18 protein-coding genes are annotated in these 16164 nt (G+C 63.5%); 5 read left to right on the top strand and 13 right to left on the bottom strand.

The features are described from left to right. Positions 1 to 5 precede the first annotated feature (5 nt). Positions 6 to 581 (bottom strand): ANTAR domain-containing response regulator, encoded by a 576-nt coding sequence (locus tag ABH945_RS16280; protein WP_074769310.1) that lies wholly within the window; start codon positions 579 to 581, stop codon positions 6 to 8. Positions 582 to 760: 179 nt separating this feature from the next. Then, positions 761 to 2017, bottom strand: coding sequence for a cyanate transporter (locus ABH945_RS16275; RefSeq protein WP_429251174.1), 1257 nt, complete (start codon positions 2015 to 2017; stop codon positions 761 to 763). A gap of 295 nt (positions 2018 to 2312) precedes the next feature. Here ABH945_RS16275 and ABH945_RS16270 point away from each other — a divergent pair, with 295 nt between their 5' ends. Continuing rightward, positions 2313 to 3056, top strand: a complete 744-nt coding sequence (locus tag ABH945_RS16270) for a GntR family transcriptional regulator (RefSeq protein WP_429251173.1) — start codon at positions 2313 to 2315, stop codon at positions 3054 to 3056. Between the two features lie 346 nt (positions 3057 to 3402). Here the strand turns inward: ABH945_RS16270 and infA are convergent, their stop codons facing one another. The 3 genes from infA to ABH945_RS16255 form a co-directional block, all read right to left on the bottom strand. After that, complete coding sequence (infA, locus tag ABH945_RS16265) at positions 3403 to 3678, bottom strand: translation initiation factor IF-1 (RefSeq protein ID WP_074769306.1); 276 nt, start codon at positions 3676 to 3678, stop codon at positions 3403 to 3405. A gap of 133 nt (positions 3679 to 3811) precedes the next feature. Further along, entirely contained in the window at positions 3812 to 4093 is a 282-nt protein-coding gene (locus ABH945_RS16260; RefSeq protein ID WP_035557986.1) for a hypothetical protein, read from the bottom strand. Positions 4094 to 4706: 613 nt separating this feature from the next. Continuing rightward, a complete protein-coding gene (locus ABH945_RS16255) occupies positions 4707 to 4925 on the bottom strand; it encodes a hypothetical protein (RefSeq protein WP_074769303.1) in 219 nt (72 codons plus the stop codon). 200 nt (positions 4926 to 5125) lie between these two features. On the opposite strand from ABH945_RS16255, the gene ABH945_RS16250 reads away from it, so the two are divergent. The 3 genes from ABH945_RS16250 (at position 5126) to ABH945_RS16240 (ending at position 6330) form a co-directional block, all read left to right on the top strand. Then, complete coding sequence (locus tag ABH945_RS16250) at positions 5126 to 5770, top strand: helix-turn-helix transcriptional regulator (protein ID WP_074769301.1); 645 nt, start codon at positions 5126 to 5128, stop codon at positions 5768 to 5770. Between the two features lie 53 nt (positions 5771 to 5823). Further along, positions 5824 to 6015 carry a DUF1653 domain-containing protein gene (locus tag ABH945_RS16245; protein ID WP_429251172.1) on the top strand — a complete coding sequence of 64 codons (192 nt, stop codon included), beginning with the start codon at positions 5824 to 5826 and terminating at the stop codon, positions 6013 to 6015. Between the two features lie 120 nt (positions 6016 to 6135). Continuing rightward, the gene (locus ABH945_RS16240) at positions 6136 to 6330 is read left to right on the top strand and encodes a YqaE/Pmp3 family membrane protein (RefSeq protein WP_429251171.1); all 195 of its coding nucleotides are present in this window, start codon (positions 6136 to 6138) and stop codon (positions 6328 to 6330) included. A gap of 76 nt (positions 6331 to 6406) precedes the next feature. Here ABH945_RS16240 and ABH945_RS16235 read toward each other — a convergent pair whose 3' ends face one another. Next, complete coding sequence (locus ABH945_RS16235; protein WP_074769295.1) at positions 6407 to 6718, bottom strand: 2Fe-2S iron-sulfur cluster-binding protein; 312 nt, start codon at positions 6716 to 6718, stop codon at positions 6407 to 6409. A 297-nt stretch (positions 6719 to 7015) separates the two neighbouring features. Then, positions 7016 to 9016, bottom strand: coding sequence for a sigma-54-dependent Fis family transcriptional regulator (locus ABH945_RS16230; protein ID WP_429251170.1), 2001 nt, complete (start codon positions 9014 to 9016; stop codon positions 7016 to 7018). A 398-nt stretch (positions 9017 to 9414) separates the two neighbouring features. Between ABH945_RS16230 and ABH945_RS16225 the strand changes: the two genes are divergently transcribed. Then, the gene (locus ABH945_RS16225) at positions 9415 to 9705 is read left to right on the top strand and encodes a DUF1488 domain-containing protein (protein WP_074287282.1); all 291 of its coding nucleotides are present in this window, start codon (positions 9415 to 9417) and stop codon (positions 9703 to 9705) included. Between the two features lie 273 nt (positions 9706 to 9978). Here the strand turns inward: ABH945_RS16225 and ABH945_RS16220 are convergent, their stop codons facing one another. The 6 genes from ABH945_RS16220 to ABH945_RS16195 form a co-directional block, all read right to left on the bottom strand. Then, positions 9979 to 10509: a cytochrome b gene (locus ABH945_RS16220; RefSeq protein ID WP_074769291.1), complete on the bottom strand. Its 531-nt coding sequence runs from the start codon at positions 10507 to 10509 to the stop codon at positions 9979 to 9981. A gap of 142 nt (positions 10510 to 10651) precedes the next feature. Further along, entirely contained in the window at positions 10652 to 11953 is a 1302-nt protein-coding gene (locus ABH945_RS16215) for an NCS2 family permease (protein ID WP_074769289.1), read from the bottom strand. 245 nt (positions 11954 to 12198) lie between these two features. After that, a complete protein-coding gene (locus ABH945_RS16210; protein ID WP_429251169.1) occupies positions 12199 to 12696 on the bottom strand; it encodes a YaiI/YqxD family protein in 498 nt (165 codons plus the stop codon). Positions 12697 to 13212: 516 nt separating this feature from the next. Next, entirely contained in the window at positions 13213 to 13473 is a 261-nt protein-coding gene (locus ABH945_RS16205; RefSeq protein ID WP_429251168.1) for a DUF4148 domain-containing protein, read from the bottom strand. 127 nt (positions 13474 to 13600) lie between these two features. Continuing rightward, positions 13601 to 14374, bottom strand: coding sequence for a slipin family protein (locus ABH945_RS16200; RefSeq protein WP_429251167.1), 774 nt, complete (start codon positions 14372 to 14374; stop codon positions 13601 to 13603). After that, positions 14371 to 16086 (bottom strand): NfeD family protein, encoded by a 1716-nt coding sequence (locus ABH945_RS16195; RefSeq protein WP_429251166.1) that lies wholly within the window; start codon positions 16084 to 16086, stop codon positions 14371 to 14373. Before ABH945_RS16195 ends, ABH945_RS16200 begins: the two co-directional genes overlap by 4 nt. Positions 16087 to 16164: the final 78 nt, after the last annotated feature.

Raw genomic sequence — 16164 nt, 5'->3', positions numbered from 1 at the left:
GCACTTCATTTGAGCGAGTCGGCCAGCGCGACGATCGCGCGCGCGACTTCGGCGAGTTTGACGCCCTGGTTCATCGCGCGTTTGCGCAGGTTCGCGTAGGCGGCGTGTTCGGTGATTTTCTGCTGATCCATCAACAGACGCTTGGCGCGGTCGATCAGCTTGCGCTCGGCGAGTTCGTTTTCGACCTGTGCGAGCCGTTCGCGCAACTGCGACTCCTGCGCGAAGCGCGCGAGCGCGACTTCGAGGATCGGCGCGAGCCGTTCGGTGGCGAGGCCTTCGACGAGATAGGCGGTGACGCCCGCGCCGACCGCGTCGCGAATCAGCTGCTGGTTGGCGTCGTGGCTGAACATCAGTACCGGGCGCGGCGCGGTGGCATTCATCACCGCGAGCTGTTCGAGCGTGTCGCGCGACGGCGATTCCGTATCGATGATGATCACGTCGGGCCGCTCGTTCTGCACCACGCGATGCAGCGCCTGCGGCGTGGCGGTGCCGGCCAGCATCTCGTAGCCGAGCCGCGCGAGGGCATCGCGCAGATCGCCGATGGGCTTATCTGTGTCGGTAACGAGGAGAACGCGCAGCATGGGGAAGTTTTATGACGACTGGCTACGTTTAAAGCAATAACCGCGCCAAAGGCGTCTTCATGCCGTGACGGTCGTGCAATCATCGACTTACTACCGCGATGGCCGGCCGTTATTGCACCCGCACGGGGCGCAAGGGGCGAATGCACCGAAGTGGCGCACGGCCTTGCGCCCGGATGCGGTCAACGCCACCGACCGTAGCTGCGCGGCGAGAACAGCAGCGTCACGGCCATCATCGCGACGACGCAACCCGCGAGCATGATCCACGCAGCGCCGAACGCGCCGCTCCAGCCGCGCACGATTCCCGCGACCATCGGCGCGACGGCCGCCACGATAAAGCCGACTCCCTGCGTGAACGCGACGAGTTTGCCGGCCACGCGGTGATCGTGAGCATGATCCATCGCGGTGACCAGGGTCAGCGAGAACGTGCCGCCCAGTCCCGCACCGGCCACGCCGACCCAGATCAACGGCGCGGCGTCCGGCGCGACGATCAGGCCGAGTAGGCCGATCAGTTGCGCGGCGAGTCCGAGCATCAACCAGGGACGCCGATCGCGGAACGACGCCGCAGCCAGCGGCAACAACAGCGCGGCGGCCGCCTGGAAGACGGTCATTCCCGCGAGCAGCGAACCGCTCTGCGCGACACTCGCGCCGTGCTGCTGGTAGAACGCAGGCAGCCACGCGACGAGACTCGTGTAACCGCCGTTGACGATGCCGAAGTAGAGGCCGAGCGTCCAGGCGCGGCGGTTGGTCCAGAGCGATACGGTGGCTGATTGGGCCGAATGAGCGGGTTGTCTCGCCGTGCCCGGTCGATCCGTCGTGCAGCTTTTGCGTTGGAGATTCAACACCCACCAGCCGAGCAGCGCGACGCAGGCAGGCACGGCCCACACGGCTAGCCCGGCGTGCCACGATTGCATCGTGCGACTCACCCACGGACTCAAACTGGCGCCCAAGCCGCCGCCGCCCATGATCGACGCTGAAAACACGCCCATCGCTAACGGTACGCGCGCGGGAAAGCGCTGTTTCATCACTGCCGGTAATAGCGCCTGGATTGCCGCGACACCCGTGCCCGCGAGGATCGCCGTCGCAAGCAGCGCAGCGCCGCTTGCTGCCGCCCAGCGCGCCGCGCAGGCCAGCGCAATCGCGAGCAGGCCGAGCGCAACACCGCGAGTCTCGCCGATGCTGCGGTTCAGCGCACCCGCGCCGAACGCGCCGATACCCATCGCGACGACCGGCAGGCTGGTCAGCAGGGACGCCCCGTAAAAGCTGAGACCAGTGGCGTCGCGGATGGTCGTCATCAGCGGGCTGATCGACGTCAGAAGCGGACGTAGATTGATGCCGATCACGACGATTGCGCCCAGCCAGACGACGTCCTGCCAGTTCAGCGCGGCGGCTTTGTCGGCGGGAACAGGGGAGGAGGTGGCGCGGGAGGGCGAATTCACGGATAGACCTTTGAGTTGACAGAAAACGTGGGCCGTACAAGGCCTGAGCGTGTGGGATGCGGACTTGTCCTCGAATCGGCGTCGCTCTGGACGGCTCATGGTTTGCAGCACATCCCCGCCGTTTCAGGCCATCAAAAAACCCTTGGGCACAGGTATTTTGGTCAACCATAATAACCTGGAATGGTTAACCATTTTACCAATGTCCGGTATAGCTTCCGGCGTAAGCCGATGGCGTCGTCTATCGTCGGCCGCTAGAATGCTCGCCGATCCCGCTCTGTTTCCGCTCCCTGAATCCATGCCCACACGTACGCGGCGCCTCCCGTCCATCGACACTGAAACGCCCACTCCCGCTGCAATCGAGGACGACCCGATCAGCGTCGAAGAGCGCATCTACACGTCGATCACCGCGGCGTTGCTGCAGGGCCGACTGCGACCGGGCGCGCAACTGGTCGAGCGGGATCTCGCGGCGGCGTTCGGCTGCACGCGCGGCGCGTTGCGCAAGGTACTGGCGCGGCTGGGCTTCGAGGGCAAGCTGGTGCTCGCGGCCAATCGCGGCGCGTTCGTGCCGTCGCCATCGGAGGAGGACATCCGGCAGGTTTATCGGGCGCGGCAGATTGTCGAGGCGGGGATTGTGGCGTCACTGTGCGGCGGCTTGAGCGCTGCGGACAGGCGCCGCCTGCGTGCGCATGTCCGCAGCGAAGAAAAGGCGCTGCGCGCGGGAGCGATCGAGGAATCCGTGCGCCTCGCCGGCCAGTTTCACGTGCTACTGACGGAATTGGCGGGCGGCACCGAGTTGCTCGGACTGGTCGGGCAACTGGTCGCGAAAACGGAGTTGTATAAGGCGTTATTCGATCCGTCGAAAGGGTCGACGTGTTCCGCGGACGAGCACACGCAAATCATCGACGCGCTCGACGCCGGCGATTTGCACGCGGCGTTAGCGGCCATGCGCGGGCATCTGTCGGAACTGGAGGGGCGGGTGGTCGAGCAGGTGCGCAAAAGCGCCGCCGGAGAGGATCTCGGGACGGTGTTCGGCGTGTAAAGACGATGAGTTGCTACGCGAGGCGCGCGAAACGCTCGTCGATGGAAAGGATGGGGTGTTGAAGCACTGTGCAGTGCGAGAGGCAGCCCGAGCGGCAAAAATCACCCAAGCTCCGGGCCAGAAAGGCTGGAACCGGCAGCGCCAGCTCCGTGAACCGCCTCAGCGATCCACAGCGAACCCAGCGCGCGGATAAAACTCATGCGATGCCACAGCGCGCCGCCCGGGACAGAATCGGCAAATTAGCGAATTCAGCCTGAGAAGGCGCGCGAAAGGCTTCGCGTACAACCTGTTTCGCAATCAGTCACGCAGTGATCGTGCAAAGCACGACCCGTGCGCCGTCAGAACCTTAGCGGCGACGGAATTGCGAATTGGCCGGACGGGGACCACCGCCGCCAGCACGTTCGTCTTTGTGACGGAAATTGATCCGACCCTTGGTCAGATCGTAAACCGACAGTTCCAGCGTCACGCGGTCGCCCGCGAGAATACGGATGTGGTTCTTGCGCATGCGTCCGGACGCGTAAGCGCCAACCACGACGCCGTTGTCGAGCGTCACGCGGTACCGGCTGTCCGGAAGTACTTCGTCGACGATACCGTCAAGTTCAAGCAGTTCTTCTTTCGCCATGCATAACTCCTGGTCGATGGGATAAGGGTGGCTGGTCCCCGGAAAAGCCGGGTGGCACAGCGGTAAATATAGTTTGCAGCAGGTTTTCAGGCCCGTTGCGTCGCGGTATCAGCCAATACGCTGATATTACCGCTCAAAGATCGGCGACGGACTGGCCATCTACGCGGCCGTCGATCAGTTGCTCTGCATGGGCCATGCACGCAATGCGCGCCTTGCCCGTGCCGTCGAACGGAAACAGGTACTGCAGACGGAACACGCGCCCGTCGGCTGCCGGATTGGCGCCCACGCGGCAGATACGCACCGAAGCGTCGTAGCCAGCGTCCGGGTTGCGGCTCGTCTGGCCGTCAGCCGGGCGGCGCGGATAAACGAGCGGGTGAATTTCGTAACCCTTGTACGTCTTGACAACAGAATTCATAAAGCTCGTGTCCTGTATTACGTGGTCCGCATGTCACGCGTGTTACGCGCGGCAAGACAGGCCGGGCAGCGCAGCACCCAAGGGCGCGCCGCCATGGAAAAAGGTTGGCACAGGCCCGATGGCAAGGGCTTGAGCGCGGCCGCGCAAAATCGCGGATTCGATGGAGAAGAAACACGCTGATGTCGCGCAGACATCGGACGCGTACAAGCTGAACACTCAGCTGCACAACTCGCGACGGCGAATGCATGCGGCGCATTGCCGGATTGACGGGATCGCCGACAGGCGGCGGTCAAACAGTCGGGGGTGGTGCGGAGATGCCGGTTTGAGACTGCCCGCGGTTGCCCGCAGTTGCCAAACTGCCTCGGTTACCCGAGTTGCCAGATACTTCCGGTGCTACGAATGCGGATTGCAACTATTCCCAATATGATGCCCTAAATGGGCCTGATTGGATAGCAAAAACTTCCGGACAAGCGCAAAGCGCCCGCCAGGCGGGGCTTTGTATGCATCACCGGTGTTGCTGGCCGCGCAAAGCACATGAGCTAAACGCCGAGTAGGCGCTGTAACGGGGCAGTGCTGGCGTAGTTTACCGGACAGGGGCGGTGGGAATCACCTGTCAGCGGGCAGTTTCCGCGACGCGTTTCTGCAACTCGCGGGCAGCCGCGAGCGGAATACGGGCGTCGTCCCATTTGGCCAGCCATTCGACTTCCTTCGACGTGAATACCTGGCCGTAATTTCGCAGCGCATATTGCAGCGAATCGATGATGTGGTTGCGAATGATCTCCGGCGTGCCTTCGTCGTCGAGCACGGCGCGAAACGCTTCGAGCGTGGCCATCTGTTGCTCCGTGAAATAGAGGCTTCTGTTATCGCACGAAAAAAAAAGCCTCGCCACGCGGACAAAAATCGCCGCGAGTGTGAAGCGGCGTGGCTGCATGAAAAATATCGGTATCCGCGCGCCGGCCTTTTTGCGGACCCAACCGGCGCAAAGGTCGCGGCCGCAAGTCGAGGTGGCTACAATGGCGAGTCGATTTTTTCATGCGCAAGACCAACGTGCCTCCTGTCCAAGACCTGCTGCTGGAGCGCTATGCTCCGATCGCCGACGGCATCGCCGCGCTCTTCTACCCGTGCGCCGAAGTGGTGATTCACGACTTGCGCACCCAGACCGTCGCCTATCTGGTCAACAATCTGTCGAGGCTGGAAGTGGGTGCTCCATCGGTGCTCGACGACGTGCTGTTCGCCGCGCGCGGCCGCACCATCGGACCGTACGAGAAGCTCAACTGGGACGGCCGCCGCATGCGCTGCGTGAGCAATATCCTGTTCGACGACACCGGCAAGCCGGCCGGCATGCTGTGCATCAACTTCAATATCGCGGTGTTCGAAGACGTGCGCTCCACGCTCGATCTGTTCATCAAGGGCGGCACGCTGACGGACGCACCCGCCGAAGACCTGTTCCGCGACGACTGGCAGGACCGCATCAACACCTATCTGCACAACTGGCTGCGCGAGCGGCAGATCGGCATCAATGCGCTCACGCGCGAACACAAACGCGAAATCGTCGAGGCGCTGCATGCGCAAGGCGCGTTTCGCGGACGCAGTTCCGCCAACTACGTGGCCGCCGTGCTGACGATGGGCCGCGCCACCGTCTACAAAATTCTCAAGCAGATGAAAGAGGCGGGGTGAGGCCGGCTTTCGCACGGAACCACTGCAATTTCAACCATTCAGGGGAATCAGAAATGGTGCAATACCGGCACTACAAAGGCGGCATTTACGAGCACATTTGCGAGGCCACGCTAGAGTCCGATCCGACGATCACGATGATCGTCTACAAAGCCAGCAATGGTACGATCTGGACGCGTCCCGCTTCGGTATTTTTCGAGTTGATCGACAAGGACGGAGTCAAGGTGCCGCGCTTCGAACCGATTTAACCCGGCGCGCGCGTTTGCATTAACGGGCACGTGCGATGACCGTCGCGAACATGCGTAAAACGTCATTGCCATCGCCCTTTACGACCGCACGCGGTCACGCTTACGAACAGGACAATCTGAATGCGTTTATTGCTTGCCATCATCTTGCCGTGGTTCCAGTTTTTCACGATCGGCCGTCCGTTCGCGGGCATCATCTGCCTGATTTTGCAGATCACGCTGATCGGCTGGATTCCGGCTGCCATCTGGTCGGTGTATGCATTGAGCCAGTACACCACCGACAAGAAAATCGCCCGCGCAATGGGCGGCGGCCGCTAACGCCGACAGCCGTGCTCGCGCTATTCAAAGCGCGAGCAATGCAACCGGTTCTGCATGGCGGCGCTCACCACAAGTTTCATTTCGACGACGATAAATCGACGGTATCCGGCGCTTCTATCACCAGGTCAGTTTCGGCTATTGCCACGCACGGCAGGATATAGCCTTCCATTTTTTCTTCACGGCTAAGGCCGGGCCACTCGATCGTGTAGCGCACGCGTCCCTCTGTCATTTTGCAAAGGCAGGTTCGGCAGGTACCGTTACGGCACGAGCGCGGCAGACGCAGATTCGCGAATCCGGCGGCTTCGAGAATGGTCAGCGAATCAGGCGCTTCGAAGCTCTGGCCGAGCGGCTCGACGCGAACCAGAGGCGGGCGGGTAGGGTCGGACATCGTGTGACGTGAGTGGCTGCGTGCGCGACACTTTACACGCTATAGGCAGTCCCGTTCCGGGCGGTTCGACGTGTTGAAGTTTTCGGGGGGTGACACGTCGGACTATATCCGCGATGGCGCACCCGGCGTAAGCAAATCTTTGCGTTGTCTCGCCGTGATGGCTGCAATGCCACGCGCCGTGTGTCTCGGGATCTTTGTACCGCGCTTCGCACGAAACTCGCGGGATGAGCCGTCGATCCCACAACGCGCTCAGCGCGAAGCCATGCAAGAAGCCGTCACTTTCTCACGCGACAACCTTCAGTGCGCGGCCTCACTGCGTCGCAAATACCTGTACACCGTGTTGCGCGCCAGCCCCAACTCGCGCGCTGCCGCCGATACATTGCCATCAAGCCGCGCAAGCGTCTGCGCGATCAACGTGGTTTGCCAGTCCTCCATTCGGCCCGGTGCGTGTTGCTGCGCAGACGCGGCACCGTCTCCATTGCAGGCGTCATTGTTGTTTGAAGATGCAGCGGCCGCCGGATTCGCGTTCTGATCGACACCCACACAATCCTGCAGGAAGTCTTCCGGCAAATCCTCGATCTCGATCTGCGCGGCGCCTTCGGCCATGATGCTCGCGGTGCGCAGCACGTTTGCCAACTGCCGCAGATTGCCCGGCCAGCGGCATTGCGCAAATCGCGCCAGCACCTCGGCGGACACCTGCGTCGGCAAGCGCTCGCCTTCGGCTTGTGCGGCCAGCATCCGCGTGACGAGTGCGGCAAGGTCGGTACGCTCGCGCAACGGCGGCAAGGTGACGACGAGTCCGTTGATCCGGTAATACAGGTCTTCGCGGAAGGTGCCCGCTTCGATCATCTCGCGCAGATTGCGGTGGGTCGCGCAAATAACGCGCAGGTCGACGGGAATCGCGCGGGTGCCGCCGAGCGGCACGACGGTGCGCTCCTGCAGCACGCGCATCAGGCGCACCTGCTGGGCCAGCGGCATATCGCCGATTTCATCGAGGAACAGCGTGCCGCCATCGGCCTGCACGATCTTGCCGACGCTGCCGCGTTTCTTGGCGCCGGTGAACGCACCGTCTTCGTAACCGAACAATTCCGCTTCGATCAGCGTCTCGGGCAACGACGCGCAATTCAGCGCGACGAACGGCGCGGAGCGTCGCGGCGAATCGTGATGGATCGCGCGCGCTAGCCACTCCTTGCCGGTGCCGGTTTTGCCGAGCACCAGCATCGGGATATCGCGGCCGCGCAGTTTGGCGACACGTCGCAGGATCGTGGCAACCTGGGCGTCGCCGGTATCGAGTGTTTCCAGCGTGGCGGGTGGCGCGGAGGGCGTCGTGTCGGCGGATCGCGCTGCCGGACGCGAGCTGGCACCAGCACTTACCGGACGCACCGCGACGCCGGCCAGGTCTTCCCCCGGTGCGACATATCGCGGCGCGGCATATTCGCCGCGCGCCACCACACGCACGCCGCTAGGCAGTGTCAGCGTGATGCTTTCGCCCGGTGCGCGCGTGATCTGCTGCAGGAGCCGGGCGAAGGCGATGCCGAACAGCGCGTCGAACGGCTGCCTTTGCAATTGCGCGAGCGGTTGCCCGAATTGAAACAGCGCACTGCGATTCGCGGACAGAAACGTGCCGTCAGGCGCAAACGCCGCGAGCCCTTCGAACAGCGTGCCGATGAATTCCGCGCGAGCATGAAAGTGCACGCGGATCGCATCGGCGAATTGATTGGAGAACAGATGATTTTCGATCATCTGCGCCGACATTCTGACCAGCGCGAGCGTGTGCTTGTGAAACCCACGCGTGTCGCCGCTCACGTCGAGTGCGCCGATGGTGCGCCCGAACGGGTCCGCGATCGGCGCGCACGAGCAGGTGAGAATGCGGTTCGCGTGCAGGAAGTGCTCGTCGGCGTGTACGACGGTTGGCTGCCCGTCGACCAGCGCCGTACCGATTGCGTTGGTGCCGCGATCCGCTTCGGCCCACGACACGCCCGGACACAGAGCGACGCGGTTCGCCTTCTCGACGAAATCGCTGTCGCCGAGACTGTGCAGGATGACACCGTGGCTGTCGGTGAGCAGCACCATGCTTTGCGTATCGACGATCTGCGCGTGCAGCGTCTCCATGACGGGCAGCGCGTGGATATACAGCGACTGATTGCGCTCCACCAGCTCGCGCAGCGCGACACGCCGCAGCGGATGGAAGTCCGGCGTTTCCGACGCACGCAGCCCGATTTCGAGCGAGCGCGCGTGAGCTTGCGTGATGACATCAGGCCGACCGATGCTGGCCGGCGAGGCAGGACGATGAGTCAAGACATGTCTCCGTAGATCGGACGCGCGACGGATACGTTGCCCGTCGTTCGATGCCGCAGCGCAACATGCACGCTCGCAGCCGAATACCGATATTACAGGACGAATCGCGCTGTGCGCGGCAGGGAAAAGACGGAGGCGGCGCGCGTAGCGCACCTGATAAAAGCACGCACAGCACCAAAATCAGGCAGACAAAAAGGAAAACTTGCGCCTCGCCCGAACTCGTCTACAGTGAATCAATTCACCTCCGCAGGGCGCGAATCGCAGCGCCGATGCGCTCAGGTGACGAGCCCGCGCCGGCAAGCATTGGACCAGGGAGGAGAAAGCGGCAGGCGCGATCAGATGCAACCGGCGCGCATTTCCATGCGACATCATGCGCACCCAACTTCCAGGTGATTCCCATGCAGATCCTTTTCCCCAATGAAACTCCTGAATATTCAGGGCGCGAACTCACCTTGGCGTTCCCCGCGATGGTCGATGGGCAGAGGGTGGAGTGCATGATCACGGCGGAGGCGCTCGAAGATCATTTCGGCGCGGCATCGCCGAGACTGGAAGACATGGTCGATGCGTTCGACGCGCATCGTGCGCGGATCGAAGCCGCCACGCGCCGTTTGCTGTCGGAAACGCGGGCGCAATGTCTGGTGCTCAGGAGCGGTTACGTGCGCTTTTACGAGGCGAACTGGCGCAATTGACACGTTTGTTCTTCACGTCGTCGAGGGCGTAGTCGGGCATGTAACACCACGCCAGCAACCAGGCCGCGCAAACCGGAACAGGGCGGAACAGGGTGATGAAAACCCGGGCGCGGCGTCGGCAAGTCGATATCTGCAAAGCAGATTGACGGCGCTCGTTGCGCAGCGTGTCAATGAACGCGTGCGTGCATGTGTCTATGTGGCTTGCACCCGGTGTGTAGAAAAGCCCCTGTTTTCAGGCACTTTCTGCTGCGCGCAGCAAACCCTTGCGTCAACTCAGATCATCCGCCTCAGCGTCCTGTCCTTGAAGATCACGTGATGCGCGATGGCCGCCAGCGCGTGCAAGCCGATCACCCAATAAAACGCATTGCCGAGCCACTCGTGCGCGTCCTTCAGCAAGGGCCGCGCAATCGAATCCGCGCCCACCAGCGTAAAGCTGATATTGGTCCACGCGAGCGACACTGGGCGTCCGCCTGCATTGACCATCAGGATGCCGAGCAGCGGCTGCACGAAGATAAACAGGTAGAGCAGAAGATGCGCGGCGCGCGCGAGAAACGTCAGGAAGCGATTGCCTTCGAGTTCGGCGGGGGCGTCGGCCCACAGTCGCCATAGCACGCGAAGAACAGAGAGCGCCAGCACGAGCGTGCCTGCCCAGAAATGGATGCCGGTCCAGAAGGCCCGGCTGTCGGAGCCTCGCGGTCCGCGTATTTCGATTGCCAGATACGCCAGCGCGACCAGCAGAAAAATGATCCAGTGAAAGAAAATCGCGGGGGTGGTGTAGCGATCCGTGGAGAGGCTTCTGGACATGCGGGGGCTCCTGTGACAGAGGTCAACCGATTGTTCTTTGCCTTCCTGCCGGTCACCGGATGCTGAACGGTGACCGACCGGAATTGGCCGACACCTTACACCACCGTCCGCACGCTGTGACCGGCCCGCGATTTTCTATCGCTTATTCACTGCCGAGATAGAAATAACGGAACAGGAAGATCGCCGCGATGATCCACACGACGAGTTTCACCTTGCGTGCCTGGCCAGTCAGCAGCTTCAAACCCGCGTACGAGATGAAGCCGAACGCGACGCCATTGGCGATCGAATAGGTGAACGGCATCAGCAGCGCGGTCAGCGCGGCCGGCACGACTTCGGTGGCGTCGTCCCACGGCAGGTCGAGCATTTCGCGCAGCATCAGGCACGACACATACAGCAGCGCGGGTGCGGTCGCATAGCCCGGCACCACGCCGGCCAGCGGCGCGAAGAACAGTGCTGCCAGGAACAGCACGGCCACGGTGATCGCCGTGACGCCGGTGCGTCCGCCCGCCTGCACACCCGACGCGCTTTCGATGTACGCCGTGGTCGACGACGTGCCCAGCATCGAACCGGCGAGGATCGCGGTGCTGTCGGCGAGCAGCGCGCGGTTCAGTCGATGCATCTTGCCTTCGACCAGCAAGCCCGCGCGATTGGCGACGCCCATCAGCGTGCCGGTGGCGTCGAACAGTTCGACGAGGAAGAAAATCAGGATCACGTTCAGCACGCCGGTGGACAGCGCGCCGCGAATGTCGAGCTGGAACAGCGTCGGCGAAATCGACGGCGGTGCGGAAACAATGCCGTGGAACTGGTTGCCGCCGAAGAAAAAGCTCAGCACGGTCACGCCGACAATGCCGATCAGGATCGCGCCGCGAACCCGCAGATAGTCGAGCGTGACGATCGTGAAGAAGCCGATGATCGCGAGGATCACGTGCGGGTCGTGCAGGTTGCCGAGCGTGACGAGCGTGGCCGGGTTGCCGACCACGACGCCCGCGGTCTTCAGCGAAATGATCGCGAGGAACAGGCCGATACCGCCGGTAATCGCGATCCGTATCGAATGCGGAATGCCTTTGACGATTACCTCGCGCACACGGAACAGCGTGACGATCAGGAACAGACAGCCCGAAATGAACACCGCGCCGAGCGCGGCCTGCCACGTGAAGCCCATGCCTTTGACGACCGTGTACGCGAAATACGCGTTCAGGCCCATGCCGGGCGCGAGCGCGATCGGGTAGTTCGCATAGAAACCCATGATCAGCGACGCCAGCGCGGCCACCAGGCAGGTCGCGACGAACACCGAGTCTTTCGGCATGCCGGCATCGCCGAGAATCGCGGGATTGACGAAGATGATGTAAGCCATCGTCAGGAAAGTGGTCACGCCCGCGAGCACTTCCGTGCGCAGGTTGGTGCCGGCGGCGTCGAAGCCGAAGTAGCGTTTTATCGAGTCCATGGGACGGGTCTCTCGTTGTTCAGAAAGCGTTTGTTGTGGTTGAGGCGGGCAAAATCGTGGCGAACCGGTGGCGGCGCGGCGTTGGGCGGCCGTTCGCGTTCGGTGCCGGGTAAAGCTATCACTGCGGCATCACTGCGGATGACCGCCGATAACTGCAACGGCCGCAGCCGCAGGGTTACGGCGGGATTGTAATCACGATTGACGCCCCAGGCCCGCATTACATCGCCGGACCGGCGCGTAAAAGCTTAAGAATCCGGCGTCTGGTCGGGCGAGTGTGGCGTCGGCGCATCAACGGGCGGCGGCTGTCGTGCGAGCCAGCGGTCCAGTTCGCCCGCGAAAGATTTGCTGTCGCGGGCGCTGAAAGCGGCCGGGCGGCCCGTGTCGACGCCGCTGCCGCGCAACTGGTCGAGCATGGCACGCATGCGCAGCCGTTCCTCGATAGTGCCCGGCGTGTACCAGTTGCCGCGCGGATCGAGCGCCTGTGCATTCTTCGCGAGGATCGCAGCGGCGAGTGGGATGTCGGCGGTAATCACGAGATCACCCGGCAGCACGCGCTCGGCGATCAGGTTGTCGGCGGCGTCGAAACCGGCGGGCACCTGGATCGCGCGGATCAGCGGCGACGGCGGCACGCGCAAAAACGAATTGGCGACCAGCGTCAACGGCATGCCGGTCCTGCGCGCGGCGCGATACAGCATGTCCTTGATCACGACCGGACAGGCGTCGGCATCAACCCAGATTGGCATGGTGTGGAGTCCGGCTGCGGGATGGAAAGAAGGGAGGGGCGAGATGATACCTTGCCCGCGCGGCGGCGGTTGTTGCAAGGGGATTGCGTGGAGGAGTGGGGATGCGCATGCGGGCCCGATAGGTATGCGGGACCGATTGCGTCTGCGACTCGTGCAGTCTTGGGCGGTCGGTATGCGGGCAATTGGGGCGGGAGGCAGACGGGCGACCAGCGGCGGACGCACGGCAACAAGCGGCGTGCGCACGGCAACAAGCGGCGTGCGCACGGCAACAAGCTGCGGGCGCACGGTAACAAGCGGCATGCGCACGGACAACAAGCGGTAGGCGTGTGGGCAACAAGTGGCAGGCGCACGGCAACACGCGCCAGCGCGCGCAACAATCGGCACGCTCACGGCAACACGCGGCAACAAACAAACAGTCACACGATCAACGAGCGGCACCCATGCGCGCAGTAACCGTTCAGCATGTGTGCATCCACCACCAACCGTTCAGCAGGCGGCCAGCCGCCACCCAGCTCACTACTGCGTCATCATCGCGCCGCCCTGCTGCGCGCGCCTCGCCGCAACAATCCGGCCCGCGCGCTGCGCATTTTGCGGATAGTCGATCCAGTCCAGCGGATCGTAACCAGCCGCGCGCCACTCGATCAGATCCGCCCGCACCTGCGCGCGCGTTTTCGGCGCCGATGGATCGGACGACTGCGCTGTGGTCTGCGCAAACGCGCTGCCGATGCTCACGGCGACGAGCAGCGCGCCGAGTCCAACTCGAGAAACGATCTTCATGACAGGCTCCTTTGGAGCGGTTAAAGCGACCCTTTTATTGTAGTTTTGGGCGATATCGCGAGTAAGGCGAGGTAAGGCAATGCACCATTTCATCCGCTGATCCAAACGTCCCGGCGACGCCTGCGATTCACGGCCCCGACGGCTTGCTGAAACGGTCCAGCACCGCGCTCAGCAGATCGATCGGCAGCGGGAAAACGATTGTCGAGTTCTTGTCGGCGGCGATCGTCGTGAGGGTTTGCAGATAGCGCAACTGCATCGCCTGCGGCTGCCGCGCGAGCGTCTGCGCCGCCTCCAGCAGATGCTGCGACGCCTGCAGTTCGCCTTCCGCGTGAATCACCTTCGCGCGCCGCTCGCGTTCGGCCTCGGCCTGACGGGCAATCGCACGGATCATCGTTTCGTTGATATCGACATGCTTGATTTCGACGATCGATACCTTGATCCCCCACGCGTCCGTCTGCGCGTCGAGCACCTTCTGGATATCCGCGTTGAGTTGCTCGCGCTCCGCCAGCAATTCGTCGAGTTCGTGCTTGCCGAGCACGGCGCGCAGCGTGGTCTGCGAAAGCTGACTCGTCGCTTCGAAATAACGCGCGACCTGAATCACCGCTTTCTCCGGATCGACCACGCGGAAATACACCACTGCGTTGACCTTCACCGACACGTTGTCGCGCGTGATCACGTCCTGCGGCGGCACATCGAACACGACCGTGCGCAGATCCATCCGCACCGATTGCTGGACGATCGGAACGATCAGCACGAGGCCCGGCCCCTTGACCTTCCAGAAGCGCCCGAGCATGAACACGACGCCGCGTTCGTACTCGCGAAAAATCTTGATCGACGACGCAATCAGAGCGGCTGCCAGCAGAATCAGGATGCTGGTGAAGCCGAAAGTGAAACCGATCATGAGGGTTCTCCTTGTTGTGTCTGTCCGGGCGCGGTGCCTGGAGCGGCCGGAACACCGGGAACACCCGCGCCCGGCGCGCGCGATGCAGTCGATGCGCCCGATGCAGCCACGGCCGTCGTCATCGGCACCGCCGCCGTCGCCACCGTCGCGACCGGCACCACGCTCAACGTGAGTCCGTGCCGCGCGGTCACGCGCACCGGTTGATCCGCTGCGAGCGGCGTTGTGCTGGACACCCGCCAGCGCTCCCCGTGCACGCGAGCCCAGCCAGCCACTGCGTGACCGGGTTGTTCCGTTTGCAAGCCGTCGTCGAGTACCACGCCGACGCTGCCAATCAGCGCCTCCGAACCTGTCACCACAGGCCGCCGCCGCGCGCGCAACGCGAGTCTCGACACGCCCAGCACGAACACCACGCTGAAGACGACGACCGCGGCGATCATCGGCAGGGGGATGCCATAGCCGGGCACGTCGGTATCCATCAGCATCATCGCGCCGATCACGAACGCGACCACGCCGCCGAAGCCGAGCGAGCCGAAAGTCGGCAAAAACGCCTCGCCGATCAGAAACGCGATGCCGAGAAAGATCAGACCGAGCCCGACGTAATTGACCGGCAGCATCTGCATCGCAAAGAGCCCGAGCAGCAGGCTGATCGCACCGACCACGCCGGGCAGCACGAAGCCCGGATTGGCGAACTCGAAGAACAGGCCGTACATGCCGATCATCAGCAGGACGAGTGCAACGTTGGGATCGGTGATGACCGCGAGGAAGCGGCTGCGCCAGTCGGCCTCGACGATCACGAGCGGCGCGTGCGCGGTGTGCAGCGTGACGTTTCCGCCCGCGACGGCGACCGTGCGGCCGTCCACCTGACGCAGCAGATCGGGCACGTCGCGCGCGATCAGATCGACGACGTGCTGCGCGAGCGCGTCCTGCGCCGACAGACTCACGGCTTCGCGGACCGCGCGTTCGCCCCAGTCGGCGTTGCGCCCGCGCATCTGCGCGAGCCCGCGAACGTAGGCGGCGGCGTCGTGAACCTGCTTGCGTAGTTCGGTCGATTGGGTGTCGAGCGGAAGCGCGGCCGAAGACGGCGACGGATTTGACGCGGCCGCAGCCGTAGCGGAAGAGGAGGCGATCCCGGCTGCGCCGGACGCACCATCGTCACCCGTCAACCCCGGTTTTCCCGCCGACGGCAACCCCGGCATTCCACCGCCGGGAGGCTCGGCTCCGCCCATTCCCATCTGGATCGGCGTGGCCGCGCCGAGATTCGTGCCCGGCGCCATCGCCGCGATATGGCTCGCGTAGACGATGTAAGTCCCGGCGCTCGCCGCGCGCGCTCCGCTCGGCGCAATGAAGGTGGCGACCGGAACCGGCGAACCGAGTATCGCCTTGATGATCTGCCGCATCGATGTGTCCAGCCCGCCGGGCGTATCGAGTTGCAGAATTGCCAGTTGCGCATGCTGGTCGGCGGCGCGCTGCAGGCTGCGAACGATGAAATCGGCGCTGCCCGGGCCGATTGCGCCATTCACCGGAACGACCACCACGCTATCCGGTGCAATCGCCGCCCGCAGCGGGGCGGAGGATTCGCACGATGCGAACACGAACGCCAACAGGACGCCAAGCGCGGTCATACCGCGCATCAACCGGCCCGCGAGACCGCCACGGATAAGCGGATGACGCGAACCAGACTGCCGGAACGGGAGACGCGGAGTCGTGCTCATCGCTGACGGCTGCCGCGCTGCATCGACGGTGATCGAACGGCGCGGGCCGATACCTCAGAAGAAGGCTGCTGGCCTGCT

It is taken from the genome of Paraburkholderia sp. GAS333 (assembly GCF_050435665.1).
In the GTDB taxonomy this organism is placed as follows: domain Bacteria; phylum Pseudomonadota; class Gammaproteobacteria; order Burkholderiales; family Burkholderiaceae; genus Paraburkholderia; species Paraburkholderia fungorum_A.
This window is presented reverse-complemented; position numbering and strand designations above follow the sequence as displayed.

Coding starts and splice junctions, on each gene's coding strand:
- ABH945_RS16195 (WP_429251166.1), bottom strand. CDS start 16,086: ATGAGCACGACTCCGCGTCTCCCGTTCCGGCAGTCTGGTTCGCGTCAT.
- ABH945_RS16240 (WP_429251171.1), top strand. CDS start 6,136: ATGCGTTTATTGCTTGCCATCATCTTGCCGTGGTTCCAGTTTTTCACG.
- ABH945_RS16260 (WP_035557986.1), bottom strand. CDS start 4,093: ATGAATTCTGTTGTCAAGACGTACAAGGGTTACGAAATTCACCCGCTC.
- infA (WP_074769306.1), bottom strand. CDS start 3,678: ATGGCGAAAGAAGAACTGCTTGAACTTGACGGTATCGTCGACGAAGTA.
- ABH945_RS16220 (WP_074769291.1), bottom strand. CDS start 10,509: ATGTCCAGAAGCCTCTCCACGGATCGCTACACCACCCCCGCGATTTTC.
- ABH945_RS16200 (WP_429251167.1), bottom strand. CDS start 14,374: ATGATCGGTTTCACTTTCGGCTTCACCAGCATCCTGATTCTGCTGGCA.
- ABH945_RS16235 (WP_074769295.1), bottom strand. CDS start 6,718: ATGTCCGACCCTACCCGCCCGCCTCTGGTTCGCGTCGAGCCGCTCGGC.
- ABH945_RS16225 (WP_074287282.1), top strand. CDS start 9,415: ATGCAGATCCTTTTCCCCAATGAAACTCCTGAATATTCAGGGCGCGAA.
- ABH945_RS16280 (WP_074769310.1), bottom strand. CDS start 581: ATGCTGCGCGTTCTCCTCGTTACCGACACAGATAAGCCCATCGGCGAT.
- ABH945_RS16210 (WP_429251169.1), bottom strand. CDS start 12,696: ATGCCAATCTGGGTTGATGCCGACGCCTGTCCGGTCGTGATCAAGGAC.
- ABH945_RS16270 (WP_429251173.1), top strand. CDS start 2,313: ATGCCCACACGTACGCGGCGCCTCCCGTCCATCGACACTGAAACGCCC.
- ABH945_RS16245 (WP_429251172.1), top strand. CDS start 5,824: ATGGTGCAATACCGGCACTACAAAGGCGGCATTTACGAGCACATTTGC.
- ABH945_RS16255 (WP_074769303.1), bottom strand. CDS start 4,925: ATGGCCACGCTCGAAGCGTTTCGCGCCGTGCTCGACGACGAAGGCACG.
- ABH945_RS16250 (WP_074769301.1), top strand. CDS start 5,126: ATGCGCAAGACCAACGTGCCTCCTGTCCAAGACCTGCTGCTGGAGCGC.
- ABH945_RS16205 (WP_429251168.1), bottom strand. CDS start 13,473: ATGAAGATCGTTTCTCGAGTTGGACTCGGCGCGCTGCTCGTCGCCGTG.
- ABH945_RS16215 (WP_074769289.1), bottom strand. CDS start 11,953: ATGGACTCGATAAAACGCTACTTCGGCTTCGACGCCGCCGGCACCAAC.